This window comes from Planococcus sp. CPCC 101016 (genome assembly GCF_007859295.1).
Taxonomy (GTDB): Bacteria; Bacillota; Bacilli; order Bacillales_A; family Planococcaceae; genus Planococcus.
Genome location: NZ_VOHB01000002.1, coordinates 2,153,145 through 2,168,530, shown reverse-complemented (window position 1 = coordinate 2,168,530; position 15,386 = coordinate 2,153,145). Strand labels below are relative to the sequence as shown.

The following is a 15,386-nucleotide window of genomic DNA, read 5'->3' as shown; positions in this document are numbered from 1 at the left end:
TCCAGATTTCCAAAGCTGGAAACGTTGGTAAATAAAGCTTTTCAAACTGGCCAAATTTTTCAGCAGAAAATTGTTATTGAAAACAAGTTTCAACATGTAGTATGCTGGGAATCGTAGTAATACTATATATAGTATCCGACTCCATATAACACGAAGGAGGAATTGTCAAATGGTTTCCGCCACACAATCCCAGTATTCATTAAACTCAAAAGCTTTAAATGAAGACATCGAAACGTTTCCGCAAGTGCATGCAATTACTCCTGATATGAACTTGACGCATAAAGGAGTATCACGCCTCGTGATGATTGACCGTTATTCTTTTAAGGATACGGAAAAAAAGACGCTCAAAGCAGGAGATTTTGTTGTTTTGACAGTCAAAGAAGATCCTAAATTTCCAGCCCGTGGCCTTGGTTATATCGTTTCCATCGATAAGCAGGCCAATAAAGCGAAGGTTTGGATCGAGGAAGATTACAGAAGCGCCATCGACAATCCGCAGGAACAGGAAGCAGGCATCGTCAATCGTCCGATCGACGTGATTGAGAAGCCGCTGGAAGTGTTTTACGAGCAGATTGCGAAACGCAACGCAACAGGACTTGCTTCAGTCGAAAAAACACCTGAAAAACGTCAGGAATGGTTTGAGAAGTTCTACCAGCAATTGGTCGGATTGAAATTCATCCCAGCGGGCCGTGTTCTTTATGGAGCAGGTGCGGATACCGATGTGACTTATTTCAACTGTTACGTCATGCCGTTTGTAGCCGATTCGCGCGAAGGCATTTCCGATCACCGTAAACAAGTAATGGAAATCATGAGCCGTGGCGGCGGTGTTGGGACCAACGGATCAACACTTCGTCCACGCAATACATTGGCGCGCGGAGTCAACGGCAAATCATCAGGTTCTGTCTCGTGGCTGGACGATATCGCTAAACTTACGCACCTGGTTGAGCAGGGCGGATCACGCCGCGGAGCACAAATGATTATGCTTGCGGATTGGCATCCGGATATTGCGGAATTTATCATTTCGAAAATGCAGAATCCACGCATTCTTCGTTACTTGATTGAAAACACGGAAGATGAGACCATCAAGAAGCTGGCTCACGATAAACTGAAATTCAAGCCTTTGACAGAACAGGAAGATGCGATGTATCAAGGTATCCTGAATTACCGCGCTATTCCTGGAATGGGCGGGTTCAACGAAAAAATCATGCGTGACGCCGAAACAAAATTACGTGATGGCGGAACTTATTCGGTTCATAACGAAGAATTTTTGACAGGAGCCAATATTTCAGTCACATTGACAAGCGACTTTATGACAGCAGTCGAAAACGATGCAGACTTTGATTTGCGCTTCCCGGCAGTAGAATCTTATTCTAAAGAAGAAATGGCTATCTACAACGAGAAATGGCAGGAAGTCGGCGATGTTCGTGAATGGGAACGCTTGGGCCACGGGGTCCGTGTCTACCGCACGATGAAAGCCCGTGAACTATGGAACCTGATCAATATTTGTGCGACTTATTCAGCAGAACCCGGTATTTTCTTCATTGACAACGCCAATGAAAAAACCAACGCTGCAGCATACGGACAAAAAGTCGTAGCAACTAACCCATGCGGCGAACAGCCGTTGGCACCGTATTCGGTCTGTAATTTGGCTGCGGTCAACTTGGCGCAATTCGCAGATCCGAAAACGAAGACGGTTGATTTTGAAGCATTGAAAGAAACAGTCCGTGTCGGCGTTCGCATGCAGGACAACGTTATTGATGCAACACCATACTTTTTGGAAGAAAACCAGGTGCAGGCACTTGGTGAACGCCGTGTCGGTCTTGGCGTTATGGGTCTGGCAGATTTACTGATTTATTGTGATCGAGAATACGGCTCACCTGAAGGCAATGAGCTTGTGGATGAAATCTTCAAGACGATTGCAACAGCAGCTTATGAAGTATCTACGGACCTTGCAGCAGAACGCGGCAGTTTCCCATTCCTTGTCGGCAAAACCGATGATGAAACGGCAGCACTCCGCAAAGCTTTCACTGAAACCGGATTTATGCAAGACATGCCTGAACATGTCCGCGAAGCAGTTCTTGAAAAAGGGATCCGCAATTCGCATCTACTGACAGTGGCGCCGACAGGATCTACTGGAACGATGGTTGGGGTTTCAACAGGACTTGAACCTTACTACTCATTCACTTACTACCGCAGCGGACGCCTTGGCAAGTTCATTGAAGTAAAAGCAGACATTGTCCGTGAATACTTGAAGAACAACCCGGAAGCGGATGAAGAAAATCTGCCGAAAGCTTTTGTTACATCGATGGATTTGGCACCAGAAGCCCATGCCGATGTACAATGCATCATTCAACGCTGGATCGATTCATCCATCTCGAAAACAGTCAACGCACCGCGCGGCTATACAGTCGAACAGGTGGAAGGCGTATACGAGCGTCTATACAAAGGCGGAGCAAAAGGTGGTACTGTCTATGTTGATGGCAGCCGTGATTCACAAGTTTTGACATTAAAAGCAGAAGACAATAATTTTGAAGAAGAACAACAGCCTGAAGAAACTGGCAAGCGTCCGATTGTTTTGATCGATACAATCCAAGATCTCCGTTCTACTAATGTCACCATCGGATCTGAAGTGGGCGACACATGCCCGGTCTGCCGAAAAGGGACAGTTGAAGAAATGGGCGGCTGCAATACGTGCACGAACTGCAATGCTCAATTGAAATGCGGTTTATAATATGATGAAAAACGCGATGGCTGACAAGCCGTCGCGTTTTTTTTATTAATTTAGAGATGGGCATTCCAGGTTCTTGGCAGGCGCTTTCGCTTTTCTTATAGTCCAGCTCCAGCAGCCAGCCCCTCGAGTCGCTTCAGCCTTACCAGCAATGGCAAAGACCGCCATTACCGATAAGGCTTCCAGCGCTCGTCGGGACTTAACGGCTGCTTCCGCTTTTCTTTTGTCTAGCTCCAGCGCCTAGAACCTCGGGATCTTAAGACCGCTTGCCTATGCGGCACAGAAACGCCACTCCGGCAAACGGCCTTAAGCCTGTCGGTTCTGAACAGGCGCTTTCGCTTTTCTTATTGTCCAGCTCCAGCAGCCAGCCCCTCGAGTCGCTTCAGCCTTACCAGCAATGGCAAAGACCGCCATTACCGATAAGGCTTCCAGCGCTTGTCGGGGCTACATGGCTGCTTCCGCTTTTCTTATTGTCCAGCTCCAGCAGCCAGATTCTAGGGTCATAAGCCACTCTAGCTGTGCGACTAAAGGACCGCCGCTTCGCCAGACCGTCTTATGCCCGTCGAATCTACATGGCTGCTTTAGCTTTTCTTTAATAGTTGCTCGATTGTTCCGATATGTTAAAATAATGAAGAATGTGTCAAGGGGAGGAGACAGTCAAATGCGTGTGCTGGTCTTGAACGGTCCGAATTTAAACCGCTTGGGCAAGCGGGAGAAAGAATCATATGGAACGTTTACATTAGAAGAGCTTGAACAGGATCTGGGGGAATTTTCGTATCATCACAATATTGAATTGATTTGTCGGCAATCGAATCATGAAGGGGAATTGATCGACTGGATTCATGGGGCTGGCGACGAAGGGCTGTCTGGCATCGTCTTGAATGCGGGTGCTTATACGCATACGAGCATTGCTATTCGAGATGCCATTGCCGCTATTCAGGTTCCGGTAATTGAGGTACATATATCGAATGTCCATAAACGTGAGGAATTCCGCCACCACTCCTACATCTCTCCGGTAACCATCGGACAAATTGTTGGATTTGGGCAGGATGTTTACAAATTGGCGCTGCATGCGTTGATTTTAAGACAAGAGAGAGGATGAACATATTGAAACTTCAAAAATTGCGCGCTGAAATGAAACGTCGGGATGTTGAGGCGCTACTCGTCACAAGTCCTTTTAATCTGCGTTATATCACTGAATTTACAGGTACGGCTGGACTTGCTCTTGTAACTGAGGACAAGGCGGTTTTCATCACGGATTTCCGTTATACCGAACAGGCTGGTGAACAGGTCAAAGAGTTTGAGGTTGTCCAAGCCCAAAAAAATCTGATGGATGAAGCCGTTCAGGCCATCCAATCTTTGAAGATCCAAACACTCGCTTTTGAACAGGATTATATGACTTATGCTATGGCTGTCCAGTACAAAGCGAAATTGGATGTGGAATTAGAACCCATCAGCAATTTGATCGAAAAGATCCGGATGGTGAAAACACCAGATGAAGTCGCTGTACTGAAAGCAGCCGCGAAGATTGCGGATGACGCTTTTGAACATATTTGCGGTTTTATTCGTCCGGGATTGACAGAACTTGAAGTATCCAACGAGCTGGAATTCTTCATGAGAAAGCAAGGAGCTGCTTCATCAAGTTTTGATACGATTGTTGCTTCGGGTTTGCGCTCGGCGCTGCCGCATGGTGTAGCAACAGAAAAAGTAATTGAAAAAGGCGATATGATCACTTTGGATTACGGTGCTCTCTACAATGGGTATATTTCAGACATCACTCGTACGGTTGCAGTGGGAGAACCTTCCGCGCAAATGAAGGAAATATATGATATCGTATTGAAGGCGCAAGAATTGGGTGTGGAGAAAATCGGTCCGGGCATGAGCGGCATTGAAGCTGATACGATTGCACGTGATTATATCAAATCGAAAGGCTATGGTGAAGCTTTCGGGCATTCAACGGGACATGGCATCGGCTTGGAAGTTCATGAAAGCCCAGGCTTGTCGTTTAGATCAGAAACGATTTTGGAGCCCGGTATGGCTGTAACAGTAGAACCGGGAATTTATCTGCCAGGAGTTGGCGGAGTCCGCATCGAAGATGATATACTGATAACCGAGTCAGGAAATGTACGGTTGACTAACTCCACAAAAGAGCTTCGCATTTTATAACAAACGGAGGAACTATAATGATTTCAGTAAACGATTTTAAAACAGGTGTAACAATTGAAGTAGATGGCGGAATTTGGCGCGTAATGGAATTCCAACATGTAAAACCAGGTAAAGGCGCTGCTTTCGTACGGACGAAACTTCGCAATTTGCGCTCAGGAAGTGTTACTGAAAAAACTTTCCGTGCAGGTGAAAAAGTTGCCAAAGCACAAATTGACAATCGCAAAATGCAGTATTTGTATGCCAATGGAGATACACATGCATTCATGGATACAGAGACTTACGATCAGATCGAATTACCGGAACAGAACATCGAATATGAGTTGAAGTTTCTTCAGGAAAACATGGAAGTCCAAGTAATCCAGTTTCAAGGCGAAGTGCTTGGCGTCGAATTGCCGAACACGGTTGTGCTCGAAGTAGTAGAAACAGACCCGGGCATTAAAGGCGATACAGCAAGCGGTGGATCAAAGCCGGCTAAACTGTCAACAGGATTGTCAGTTCAAGTACCGTTCTTCATCAATGAAGGGGATCACTTGATCATCAACACAACCGATTCTTCTTACGTTTCAAGAGCTCAATAATAAGTGAAAAGGCCTCTTATTGTAGAGGCCTTTTTTTAAAAAGTCGGCTTTGCTATTTCAAAATAAGCTGAAAAAGTCTAAAATGGAATAGGAATCAGTTAAATACATATTAGGGGAGTAGGATGAATATGAAAATCCAAGAAATCCGTGAAATTATCAAATTAGTAGATGGGTCATCCATCGAAGAATTCTCTTACGAATTTGAAGGCGTTAAAGTTAAAATGAAGAAAAGCGGCTCGGGTAAAGCTCAGCAGATAAGCAGCTCACCTGTGGAGGCAACTCAGACATCTAAAGCTTCTGAAGCACCAAGCGCTCCTGCACCTGCAAAAGAACCGAAAGCGGAGGAATTGGTTTCTCAGGAAGCACCGGAGATCCTGGTTTCCGATGATTCCGAATACCATAAAATCCTTTCGCCAATGGTCGGTACCTTCTATGAATCTCCATCTCCGGATGAAGCGCCTTATGTGCAGGCAGGAACTAAAGTATCTGCCGATCAAGTGGTTTGCATCGTCGAAGCGATGAAATTATTCAATGAAATTGAAGCGGAAGTGGATGGGGAAATTGCTGAAATTCTTGTAAAAGATGGTCAGCTTGTCGAATACGGCCAGCCTTTATTCCTCGTCAAAGCAAACTGAGGAAAGGGGAGATGGCTATGAAGAAAGTATTGATTGCAAACCGTGGAGAAATTGCGGTCCGGATCATCCGTGCCTGTAAGGAAATGGATATCGAGACGGTCGCTGTATACTCAGAAGCCGACAAAGAGGCGCTTCATGTCGAACTTGCGGATGAAGCGTATTGCATCGGTCCAAAACTATCGAAAGATAGCTATTTGAACTTTTCAAATATCATGTCAGTTGCTAAATTGACCAATTGCGATGGCATTCATCCCGGGTACGGATTCCTGGCTGAAAATGCCAGCTTTGCTGAGCTTTGCGAAGCTTGCGACATTATGTTCATCGGTCCAACGGCGGATGCGATATCACGGATGGGCACTAAAGACGTGGCACGTGAAACGATGCGTAAAGCAGGCGTGCCTGTAGTGCCGGGCTCTACCGGCATTGTAGCAAGTGAAGAAGACGGTTTGCGCATTGCGGATGAACTCGGATTTCCGGTCATCATCAAAGCGACGGCTGGCGGCGGCGGTAAAGGAATCCGTGTGGCGCGTACGCGTGAAGATTTCATTGCCGGCTTGAATATGACTCAAAAAGAAGCCGCGGCAGCGTTCGGTAATCCCGGTGTTTACATTGAAAAATTCATCGAAGATTTTCGTCATATCGAAATTCAAGTGCTGGCGGATTCACATGGCAATGCTATTCATTTAGGTGAACGCGATTGCTCGATCCAGCGCCGCATGCAAAAATTGGTTGAAGAAGCGCCATCACCGGCTTTGTCACCTGAATTGCGAGCGGAAATGGGAGATGCGGCCGTTAAAGCGGCATTAGCAGTCAATTACCGCGGAGCGGGAACGGTAGAATTCATTTTTGATGCTGTCAATCAGAAGTTCTATTTCATGGAAATGAACACACGCATCCAAGTTGAGCACCCAGTTACGGAAATGATTACAGGGATTGACTTGATCCAACAGCAATTGAGAGTTGCATCAGGTGAAACTTTGGCTTATAAACAGGAAGATGTCACTTTTAAAGGCTGGTCGATTGAATGCCGCATCAATGCGGAAAACCCGGCAAAGAATTTTATGCCTTCGGCAGGGAAAATTGATATGTATCTGCCTCCAGGCGGTTTGGGTGTGAGAATTGATTCGGCTATGTATTCCGGATATACTATTCCACCATACTATGATTCTATGGTAGCCAAACTGATTACCTTTGCAGATACACGCGAAGAGGCAGTAGCGAAAATGAAACGCGCACTGGATGAGTTCGTCATTGAAGGCGTGTTTACGACGATTCCATTCCATTTGAAATTAATGGATCACGAAGTATTCAAATCAGGTGATTTCAATACGAAATTCCTTGAAAAATACGATGTGTTGGGATCATAAGGAGGAGCTTTTCGAATGGCAGAAAAAACGGCACCTTATGTACGCATGAAATCGCATGGAGCACAGGATTTAGGGAATATCGAAGTGGCCCCGGAAGTTTTGGAGATTATTGCAAGCATTGCTGCAACGGATATTGAAGGGGTTGCCAGCATGCGCGGTAATTTTGCTTCAGGGGTTGTGGAGCGTTTAGGGAAGAAAGTCCATGGCAAAGGCATTAAGACCGACTTGTCCGAAGAAGGACTGGCGATTGATGTTTATTGTGTCATCAATTACGGTGTGTCGATTCCTAAGACTGCGTTAAAGATTCAAGAGCAGGTACGGCAGACGCTCGAAAATATGACCTCACTTCAAACTCAGGAAGTGAACGTCCATATTACCGGCGTCAATTTCGAGCCGCAAGCAGCAGAATAAGCAGCAAGGCTGTCTTCAAGCCCTTTCAATGGCTGGAGGACAGCCTTCTCTTTGTTTATGCCGGATATACCCAAAATATTCCTGCAGCGAATCGGTATATAGAGTTGCAAATGCCCTATTGACCGAACATTTCAAACATGGAAGTTCGGCCCGAATACCTGTATAATGAGGGATAATTAGCTGTGAAAAGGAGATCGGATACATTATGAAACGACACGAAGCACGCGAAAAAGCGCTTCAGACCTTATTTCAACTAGAGGGCACTGAACTTACCATCGATGAAGCGATGGACCATGTAATGGCTGGCGAAAATGATAATTTTTATAACTTATTGGTGCAGGGCACCCATGCCAATATGGCAGAAATCGACGAAAAGCTGGTTGGTCATTTGGAAAACTGGTCATTGGAACGGTTGCCAAAGATTGAGCGGACAATCCTTCGCATGGCTGTCTTTGAACTGGGCTATATGGAAGACGCTCCGTCACGCGTAATCATGAACGAAGCGATCGAATTGAGCAAAACTTTTGGAGATGACAAATCCAGCCGGTTTGTTAATGGGGTCCTGTCGAAATTTACTGACGAAACAGCAAATTAATTGGAGGAGTTTACATGACTGCAAAATTGATTGATGGAAAAGCGGTAAGCCAGAAAATTAAAGTACAGGTAAAAGAACGCGTAGAAAAATTAGCGCAACAAGGAATTGTCCCAGGACTAGCAGTTGTGCTGGTCGGGGAAAATTCCGCCTCCCTTACATATGTAAAAAACAAAAAGAAAACTTGTGAAGCTTTAGGAATGCGTTCAGACCTTCACCAATTTCCGGATACATTGACTGAGCAGGAATTGCTAGGGAAAATCGATGAATTGAACAACGATCCGGCTATACATGGCATCCTTGTTCAATTGCCGCTGCCCGGACAAATTGATGAATTCAAAGTGATTTCGGCGATTAGCCCTGAAAAAGATGTGGATGGATTCCATCCGATTTCAGTTGGCAATATGATGATTGGCAAAGACGCCTTCCTGCCATGTACACCACATGGCATTATGGAGCTGTTGTCGCATTACGGCATCGACCCGGCAGGCAAACATGCAGTGGTAGTCGGCCGCAGCAATATTGTCGGCAAACCGATTGGCCAGCTGCTTTTGCAAAAGGATGCAACAGTGACTTACTGCCATTCAAAAACAAAAGATCTGTCGAGCTTCACGGCACAAGCCGATATTCTGATTGCCGCTATTGGCAGAGCAAAATTTATCGACCATACGTTCATCAAACCAGGTGCAGTCATTATTGATGTCGGGATGAACCGGGACGAAAACGGCAAATTATGCGGCGATGTCGACTTTCAGGATGTTCAGGAAACGGCTGGTTTTGTGACACCGGTTCCAGGCGGCGTTGGGCCGATGACCATTGCGATGCTGATGGGCAATACATTGGAATCAGCTGAAAAAGGATTATCAAAGACAAAACAAGTATAAGCATGTAAAATAAATAGCAATAGGGCTGTTTTTCGAAAGAAAGACAGCTTTTTAAATTCACAGACAGGGGTTGAAAGTGTGTCTACCGACCCGTACTTGAGTGTCAAAGCATTAACCAAATACATAAAGAAGAAATTTGATGCCGATCCTCATCTTCGAGATGTTTATGTCAAAGGTGAATTGTCGAACGTCAAAATCCATACTAGCGGCCATATTTACTTTACCTTGAAAGACAATGCTGCCCGTTTGCCTGGCGTTATGTTTTCAGCCAGTGCGAAAAGCGTCAAATTCAAACCGGAAAGCGGGATGACTGTACTTATCCGTGGGGATGTTACAGTTTACGAGGCATCCGGCCAATACCAATTATACGCCCAGTCCATGCAGGCTGATGGCATCGGTGATTATTACCTGGCATTTGAACAGTTAAAAGAGAAATTGGCTAAAGAAGGCTTGTTTAATGCTGCCCATAAAAAACCATTGCCGCGGTTTCCAAAACGGATCGCAGTAGTGACTGCCCAGACAGGCGCTGCAGTACGCGATATTATCATTACGCTTCATCGCCGCTATCCGTTGGCTGATGTTGTATTGTACCCGACCCTTGTTCAAGGAGGCGGTGCGACACAATCCATCGTCCAGTCTATTCAAGCCGCCAATCAAGGTGATTTCGATGTTTTGATCGTCGGGCGGGGCGGAGGTTCCATCGAAGATCTATGGGCATTCAATGAAGAAGCGGTGGCTCGTGTCATTTTTGATTCTCAGATTCCGGTCATTTCCGCTATTGGACATGAAACCGATACCACCATTGCCGATTTCGTGTCGGATCTTCGGGCGCCGACACCAACAGCAGCGGCGGAACTTGCCGTTCCAAGCCAGGCGGAGTTGCTGGAACGCATATCGAGTTACCGCAACCGAATGTACCGGACCGTTTCCGGAACGGTCAATCAGCAAAAGCAGTCATTGAACCGTTTGGCTTCTTCATTTCCACTGGCATATCCGGAGCGCCTGTACCGGCCGTTTATTGAACGTGTCGAGCGCGCAACCGAATCTTTGCAGCGGGAATCCCTGCAGCATTTGAACCGCTCTAAAGAACGCTACCGGACTTTGGACCAACAGCTAAAGTCACGCATTCCACTTCAACGGATCCGTCAGTCTGAAACAGACGTAACGGAACTCGCGAGAAGGCTCGATTATCAGATGAATCAGTTGCTGAAGAACCGTTCGCAGCAATTATCTTCAGCGATTCGGACACTCGATGCGCTGAGCCCGCTTAAAATTATGGATCGCGGCTATTCGATTCCTTATATTGAGGGCACCGTCGTTAAAAGCGTTTCGCAGGTCAAAACGGGAGACCGTCTGACCATCGCGATGCAGGATGGCACTGTCCAAACAACTGTAGATGAAATAATTCCAGCAAACGAAGGAGACCAAAACGATGGCTGAAAAGAAAATCATGTTCAATGATGCAATGGAACAACTTGAGGAAATTGTCCGCCAGCTTGAACAAGGGGATGTGCCGCTCGAACAGGCACTGACGCTTTACCAAAAAGGCATGGAGCTCTCAAAAGTCTGCCACGATAAGTTGCAGAACGCGGAAAGTCAATTGGTAACGATGATGAAAGACGGCAAAGAAGTGCCGGCTGACATAGAAATGGACGGGAATGCCAAATGAATTTAACTCAATTCAGAACCCATTATGAACCACTTATCCAACAGGAAATGGCTCAGCAGATCTTGTCTTTGTCGATTCCGGATGTATTGAAAGAGTCGATGCATTATTCGCTGCAGGCTGGTGGAAAGCGGATCCGTCCGATTCTGCTGCTGGCAGTTCTTCATGAGTTGAACGGTGAGGAACATCCGGATGCCCTTAAAGTGGCTGCTGCGATTGAAATGATTCATACCTATTCGCTGATTCATGATGATTTGCCAAGTATGGATAATGACGACTTGAGACGCGGCATGCCGACCAACCATAAGGTGTTTGGAGAAGCAGTCGCTATTCTTGCCGGTGATGCCCTTTTGACTTACAGCTTCGGCATCGTTGCGCGCTTATCTAATGTCTCAAGCGACGATAAAGTGCGGCTCATTGACTTGATGAGTGTTTCTGCAGGCGCTGAAGGTATGGTCGGTGGCCAGGTGCTGGACATTGAAGGCGAAGAGAAGAAATTGACGCTTGAAGAACTGGAGCAGGTGCACCGTTTAAAAACCGGCGCATTGCTGACTTACAGCATTTTAGCCGGGGGTATATTAGCTCAGGCATCGAATGAAGAAATCGTTGCACTCAGCCGCTTTGGAGAGCATCTGGGTCTGGCATTCCAAATACAGGACGATATTTTGGATGTCACCGGAACTTCCCAGGAGCTCGGCAAGACAGCTGGAAAAGATGAATCAAGTGAAAAAAGTACCTATCCTGGTTTATTGACTTTACCAAAAGCGAAGGAGAAGCTAGACTATCATGCTTCTGAAGCCATTAAAGCCCTCGAATCGCTGAAAGGCGAAAAACCATTGCTACTGCAATTGACGCACTTGATTGTCCAAAGAAAAAGCTGATTCTAAGGCTCTGATTTGTACATTCCCTGTGTATTGATATAATATGAACAGACAGTCTGAAGGAAAATTTTATAAAAGGTGCGTGATGGCAATGGATCTTCATTCGATTACTGGTCCATCTTTCTTAAAGAAGCTGACTACAAAACAGCTTGAAGTATTAAGTGAAGATATAAGACGGTTTCTGATAGAGAACTTATCAAGAACAGGCGGGCATATTGGTCCGAATCTCGGTGTAGTGGAACTGACAGTGGCATTGCACAAAGTATTCGATAGCCCATCTGACAAATTTATCTGGGATGTAGGGCATCAATCTTACGTCCATAAAATTCTAACCGGAAGAGCCAGCCAATTTGACACCTTGCGTCAATTTAAAGGTCTTTGCGGATTTCCGAAACGCAATGAAAGCGATCACGATGTGTGGGAAACTGGACATAGTTCGACTTCCTTGTCAGCGGCTATGGGAATGGCGGCAGCTCGTGACATTAAAAAAGACACCAATCACGTCATCCCGATCATCGGCGATGGTGCCTTAACAGGCGGTATGGCTTTCGAAGCGCTTAATCATATTGGCCACGCGCAGACAGATATGGTCGTCATACTCAATGACAATGAAATGTCCATTGCACCGAATGTCGGCGCTATGCACAGCATGCTTGGCCGCATGCGGACAGCTGGGAAATACAATAAAGTCAAAGACGATTTGGAATATTTATTGAAGAAAGTCCCGGCTGTGGGCGACAGATTAGCGTCAACTGCTGAACGGGTTAAAGATTCTTTAAAATATCTGGTAGTTTCAGGTATGTTCTTTGAAGAGCTGGGCTTTACCTATCTGGGGCCGATTGACGGTCACGACCTGGAAGAGCTGGAAGATAACCTGCGTTATGCCAAGAAAACAAAAGGACCGGTCCTGCTTCATGTGGTTACAAAAAAAGGAAAAGGGTTCTTGCCGGCTGAACAGGACACAATCGGCACTTGGCACGGTACCGGACCGTACAAGATGGAAACTGGAGATTTAGTGAAGTCTTCTTCGAAAGCTCCTTCATGGAGTGGGCTGGTTGCTGAAACTGTCCGCAAATTGGCACGGACGGATGAGCGCATTGTTGCGATTACTCCGGCAATGCCGGTCGGCTCGAAGCTGGAAGGTTTTGCTTCTGAGTTTCCTGACCGGATGTTTGACGTCGGGATTGCCGAACAGCATGCAACAACGATGGCGGCGGGTCTTGCCACACAAGACATGAAACCGTTTCTGGCGATTTATTCGACATTCCTGCAGCGTGCATATGATCAGGTGGTCCATGATATTTGCCGTCAGAATTTGAATGTCTTTATCGGAATTGACCGTTCTGGGCTTGTTGGAGCAGACGGCGAAACGCATCAAGGTGTGTTCGATATCGCCTTCCTACGGCACTTGCCTAATATGGTCATCATGATGCCTAAAGATGAAAATGAAGGACAGCATATGGTCAAAACGGCTATTGACTACAACGGCGGACCGATTGCTTTGCGTTATCCAAGAGGCAATGGCTTAGGCGTGCCGATGGACGAGGAGCTTCAGGCATTGCCGATTGGTTCATGGGAAGTGCTGAAAGAAGGAACAGATGCAGTAATCCTGACTTTTGGTACAACTATTCCAATGGCATTGCACGCAGCGGAGCAATTGCTTGAACAAGGCATTTCAGCCCAAGTGGTAAATGCACGTTTCATTAAACCAATGGATCAAGCAATGCTGCACAGCATTTTTGAACGCAACATTCCAGTAGTGACGATTGAAGAAGCCGTTCTACAAGGCGGATTCGGCAGTGCCGTTCTGGAATTTGCCCAAGAAAACAATTACCGCGAGTCAGTTATTGACCGTCTGGGGATTCCGGATCAATTTATTGAACACGGCGATGTCTCTGAATTGATGGATGAAATTCATCTGAACAGCGACGAAGTTGTCCGTGTGATTACCAAATGGACGCAATCTAAAAAACAGGCAGGCTCAACTACTCTATGAATAAACCTAAAAAAGAACGTGTGGATGTCCTGTTAGTTGAACGGGGCATCTGTGAAACACGCGAAAAAGCAAAACGGGCCATCATGGCCGGAATTATCTATTCAGGATCTGAACGCATGAACAAGCCAGGCGAGAAGATTTTGGAAGACGCACCGTTGCAGATGAAAGGCAATGATTTGAAATATGTTAGCCGTGGCGGCTTGAAGCTTGAAAAAGCCCTGCAGGAATTCGATTTATCGGTCGACGCCAAACTGATGCTTGATATCGGCTCATCGACGGGCGGATTTACGGACTGTGCTCTTCAGAACGGTGCTAAGCATTGCTATGCACTGGATGTCGGCTATAATCAATTGGCTTGGAAGATTCGGCAGGATGAACGGGTGACCGTAATGGAGCGGGTGAATTTCCGCCATTCCAAACCTGAAGATTTCAACCAAGGGCTGCCAGAGTTTGCTACAATCGATGTTTCGTTTATTTCGTTGCGTATTATTTTTCCTGTCCTGAAGCAAGTTCTGGTTCCGGGCGGTGATGTCATTGCGCTGGTAAAGCCTCAGTTTGAAGCCGGCAGAGAAAATGTCGGGAAAAAGGGCATTATCCGCGACGCGAAAGTACATCGGGATGTATTAAAAAAAGTTGGCAGCTTCGCAGTAGAGTCCGGCTTCCATGTTAAAAACATGTCGTTTTCGCCGATTACCGGTGGAGAAGGCAATATTGAATTCTTATTCCATCTTCAATCCAGTGCTGAAGGCAGTGAAATAGCTCAAGTTTCTGAATCGTTGATTGATGAAACTGTTAAAGCAGCACATGAATTGTTGTAAACACATTCCGAAGGGGATGTGTTTTCTTATAGCTTAGGATATTGGTTGATTAATGCCTGGATTCTTTATCAGCTTTCAGCTATAAGCTCTACTGGGAATTCGCCGTTTCGCTTGATCCCTGCTTTGTAACCGTTTATGCTTTTCTTGTCTTATGCATGGAATAGAGGTAGGATATTAAGTATATGGAATAATTATTCATTCAAGGGGGAACACCATGAATAAAGGACAGCGCCACATCAAAATACGCGATCTCATTTCGAATCGCGAAATCGAAACGCAGGACGAGCTAGTGGACTTGCTGAAATCAGCTGGCTATGAAGTTACACAGGCTACCGTCTCGCGTGATATAAAAGAATTGCATTTAGTAAAAGTTCCGTTGCAGGATGGCCGCTACAAGTACAGTTTGCCTGCAGATCAGCGCTTTAATCCGATGCAGAAACTGCACCGTGCATTGACGGATGCGTTTGTTAGCATTGACGGGGCTAGCCATTTCCTGGTCATGAAGACATTGCCCGGAAATGCCCATGCGATCGGTTCGTTAATTGACCATTTGGACTGGGAAGAAATTCTTGGAACCATTTGCGGAGACGATACATGCCTGATTATTTGCAGAGACACAGAGCATCGTGAAATTCTAAAACAGCGTTTAATTGAAATGCTTTAAGAA

15 protein-coding genes are annotated in these 15,386 nt (G+C 46.0%); all 15 read left to right on the top strand.

The genetic code is table 11. From position 1 onward, the window contains the following. Window positions 1-169: 169 nt before the first annotated feature. Window positions 170-2,728, top strand: coding sequence for a vitamin B12-dependent ribonucleotide reductase (locus tag FQV26_RS10305; protein WP_146557392.1), 2,559 nt, complete (start codon window positions 170-172; stop codon window positions 2,726-2,728). Between the two features lie 658 nt (window positions 2,729-3,386). Next, window positions 3,387-3,827 carry a type II 3-dehydroquinate dehydratase gene (gene aroQ / locus FQV26_RS10300; protein WP_146557391.1) on the top strand — a complete coding sequence of 147 codons (441 nt, stop codon included), beginning with the start codon at window positions 3,387-3,389 and terminating at the stop codon, window positions 3,825-3,827. Further along, a complete protein-coding gene (locus FQV26_RS10295) occupies window positions 3,824-4,891 on the top strand; it encodes a M24 family metallopeptidase (protein ID WP_315898436.1) in 1,068 nt (355 codons plus the stop codon). The genes aroQ and FQV26_RS10295 overlap by 4 nt, the downstream gene beginning before the upstream one ends. 17 nt (window positions 4,892-4,908) lie before the next feature. Further along, the gene (gene efp / locus FQV26_RS10290; RefSeq protein WP_146557389.1) at window positions 4,909-5,469 is read left to right on the top strand and encodes an elongation factor P; all 561 of its coding nucleotides are present in this window, start codon (window positions 4,909-4,911) and stop codon (window positions 5,467-5,469) included. Window positions 5,470-5,597: 128 nt separating this feature from the next. Next, window positions 5,598-6,104 carry an acetyl-CoA carboxylase biotin carboxyl carrier protein gene (gene accB / locus FQV26_RS10285; RefSeq protein ID WP_146557388.1) on the top strand — a complete coding sequence of 169 codons (507 nt, stop codon included), beginning with the start codon at window positions 5,598-5,600 and terminating at the stop codon, window positions 6,102-6,104. A 17-nt stretch (window positions 6,105-6,121) separates the two neighbouring features. After that, window positions 6,122-7,471: an acetyl-CoA carboxylase biotin carboxylase subunit gene (gene accC, locus FQV26_RS10280; protein ID WP_146557387.1), complete on the top strand. Its 1,350-nt coding sequence runs from the start codon at window positions 6,122-6,124 to the stop codon at window positions 7,469-7,471. Between the two features lie 15 nt (window positions 7,472-7,486). Beyond that, the gene (locus FQV26_RS10275; RefSeq protein ID WP_146557386.1) at window positions 7,487-7,882 is read left to right on the top strand and encodes an Asp23/Gls24 family envelope stress response protein; all 396 of its coding nucleotides are present in this window, start codon (window positions 7,487-7,489) and stop codon (window positions 7,880-7,882) included. Between the two features lie 205 nt (window positions 7,883-8,087). Continuing rightward, window positions 8,088-8,477 carry a transcription antitermination factor NusB gene (gene nusB, locus FQV26_RS10270; RefSeq protein WP_146557385.1) on the top strand — a complete coding sequence of 130 codons (390 nt, stop codon included), beginning with the start codon at window positions 8,088-8,090 and terminating at the stop codon, window positions 8,475-8,477. A 14-nt stretch (window positions 8,478-8,491) separates the two neighbouring features. Beyond that, the gene (folD, locus tag FQV26_RS10265; protein ID WP_146557384.1) at window positions 8,492-9,358 is read left to right on the top strand and encodes a bifunctional methylenetetrahydrofolate dehydrogenase/methenyltetrahydrofolate cyclohydrolase FolD; all 867 of its coding nucleotides are present in this window, start codon (window positions 8,492-8,494) and stop codon (window positions 9,356-9,358) included. A 78-nt stretch (window positions 9,359-9,436) separates the two neighbouring features. Then, complete coding sequence (gene xseA / locus FQV26_RS10260; protein ID WP_146557383.1) at window positions 9,437-10,798, top strand: exodeoxyribonuclease VII large subunit; 1,362 nt, start codon at window positions 9,437-9,439, stop codon at window positions 10,796-10,798. Further along, window positions 10,791-11,027 carry an exodeoxyribonuclease VII small subunit gene (gene xseB, locus FQV26_RS10255; RefSeq protein ID WP_142827851.1) on the top strand — a complete coding sequence of 79 codons (237 nt, stop codon included), beginning with the start codon at window positions 10,791-10,793 and terminating at the stop codon, window positions 11,025-11,027. Before xseA ends, xseB begins: the two co-directional genes overlap by 8 nt. Next, the gene (locus FQV26_RS10250; RefSeq protein ID WP_146557382.1) at window positions 11,024-11,905 is read left to right on the top strand and encodes a polyprenyl synthetase family protein; all 882 of its coding nucleotides are present in this window, start codon (window positions 11,024-11,026) and stop codon (window positions 11,903-11,905) included. Before xseB ends, FQV26_RS10250 begins: the two co-directional genes overlap by 4 nt. A 91-nt stretch (window positions 11,906-11,996) precedes the next feature. Then, window positions 11,997-13,901, top strand: a complete 1,905-nt coding sequence (gene dxs / locus FQV26_RS10245) for a 1-deoxy-D-xylulose-5-phosphate synthase (protein WP_146557804.1) — start codon at window positions 11,997-11,999, stop codon at window positions 13,899-13,901. Continuing rightward, window positions 13,898-14,719 (top strand): TlyA family RNA methyltransferase, encoded by an 822-nt coding sequence (locus tag FQV26_RS10240; RefSeq protein WP_146557381.1) that lies wholly within the window; start codon window positions 13,898-13,900, stop codon window positions 14,717-14,719. The genes dxs and FQV26_RS10240 overlap by 4 nt, the downstream gene beginning before the upstream one ends. A 214-nt stretch (window positions 14,720-14,933) precedes the next feature. Further along, window positions 14,934-15,383, top strand: coding sequence for a transcriptional regulator AhrC/ArgR (gene ahrC, locus FQV26_RS10235; RefSeq protein WP_142827854.1), 450 nt, complete (start codon window positions 14,934-14,936; stop codon window positions 15,381-15,383). Window positions 15,384-15,386 lie beyond the last annotated feature (3 nt).

Coding starts and splice junctions, on each gene's coding strand:
- FQV26_RS10305 (WP_146557392.1), top strand. CDS start 170: ATGGTTTCCGCCACACAATCCCAGTATTCATTAAACTCAAAAGCTTTA.
- aroQ (WP_146557391.1), top strand. CDS start 3,387: ATGCGTGTGCTGGTCTTGAACGGTCCGAATTTAAACCGCTTGGGCAAG.
- FQV26_RS10295 (WP_315898436.1), top strand. CDS start 3,824: ATGAACATATTGAAACTTCAAAAATTGCGCGCTGAAATGAAACGTCGG.
- efp (WP_146557389.1), top strand. CDS start 4,909: ATGATTTCAGTAAACGATTTTAAAACAGGTGTAACAATTGAAGTAGAT.
- accB (WP_146557388.1), top strand. CDS start 5,598: ATGAAAATCCAAGAAATCCGTGAAATTATCAAATTAGTAGATGGGTCA.
- accC (WP_146557387.1), top strand. CDS start 6,122: ATGAAGAAAGTATTGATTGCAAACCGTGGAGAAATTGCGGTCCGGATC.
- FQV26_RS10275 (WP_146557386.1), top strand. CDS start 7,487: ATGGCAGAAAAAACGGCACCTTATGTACGCATGAAATCGCATGGAGCA.
- nusB (WP_146557385.1), top strand. CDS start 8,088: ATGAAACGACACGAAGCACGCGAAAAAGCGCTTCAGACCTTATTTCAA.
- folD (WP_146557384.1), top strand. CDS start 8,492: ATGACTGCAAAATTGATTGATGGAAAAGCGGTAAGCCAGAAAATTAAA.
- xseB (WP_142827851.1), top strand. CDS start 10,791: ATGGCTGAAAAGAAAATCATGTTCAATGATGCAATGGAACAACTTGAG.
- FQV26_RS10250 (WP_146557382.1), top strand. CDS start 11,024: ATGAATTTAACTCAATTCAGAACCCATTATGAACCACTTATCCAACAG.
- dxs (WP_146557804.1), top strand. CDS start 11,997: ATGGATCTTCATTCGATTACTGGTCCATCTTTCTTAAAGAAGCTGACT.
- FQV26_RS10240 (WP_146557381.1), top strand. CDS start 13,898: ATGAATAAACCTAAAAAAGAACGTGTGGATGTCCTGTTAGTTGAACGG.
- ahrC (WP_142827854.1), top strand. CDS start 14,934: ATGAATAAAGGACAGCGCCACATCAAAATACGCGATCTCATTTCGAAT.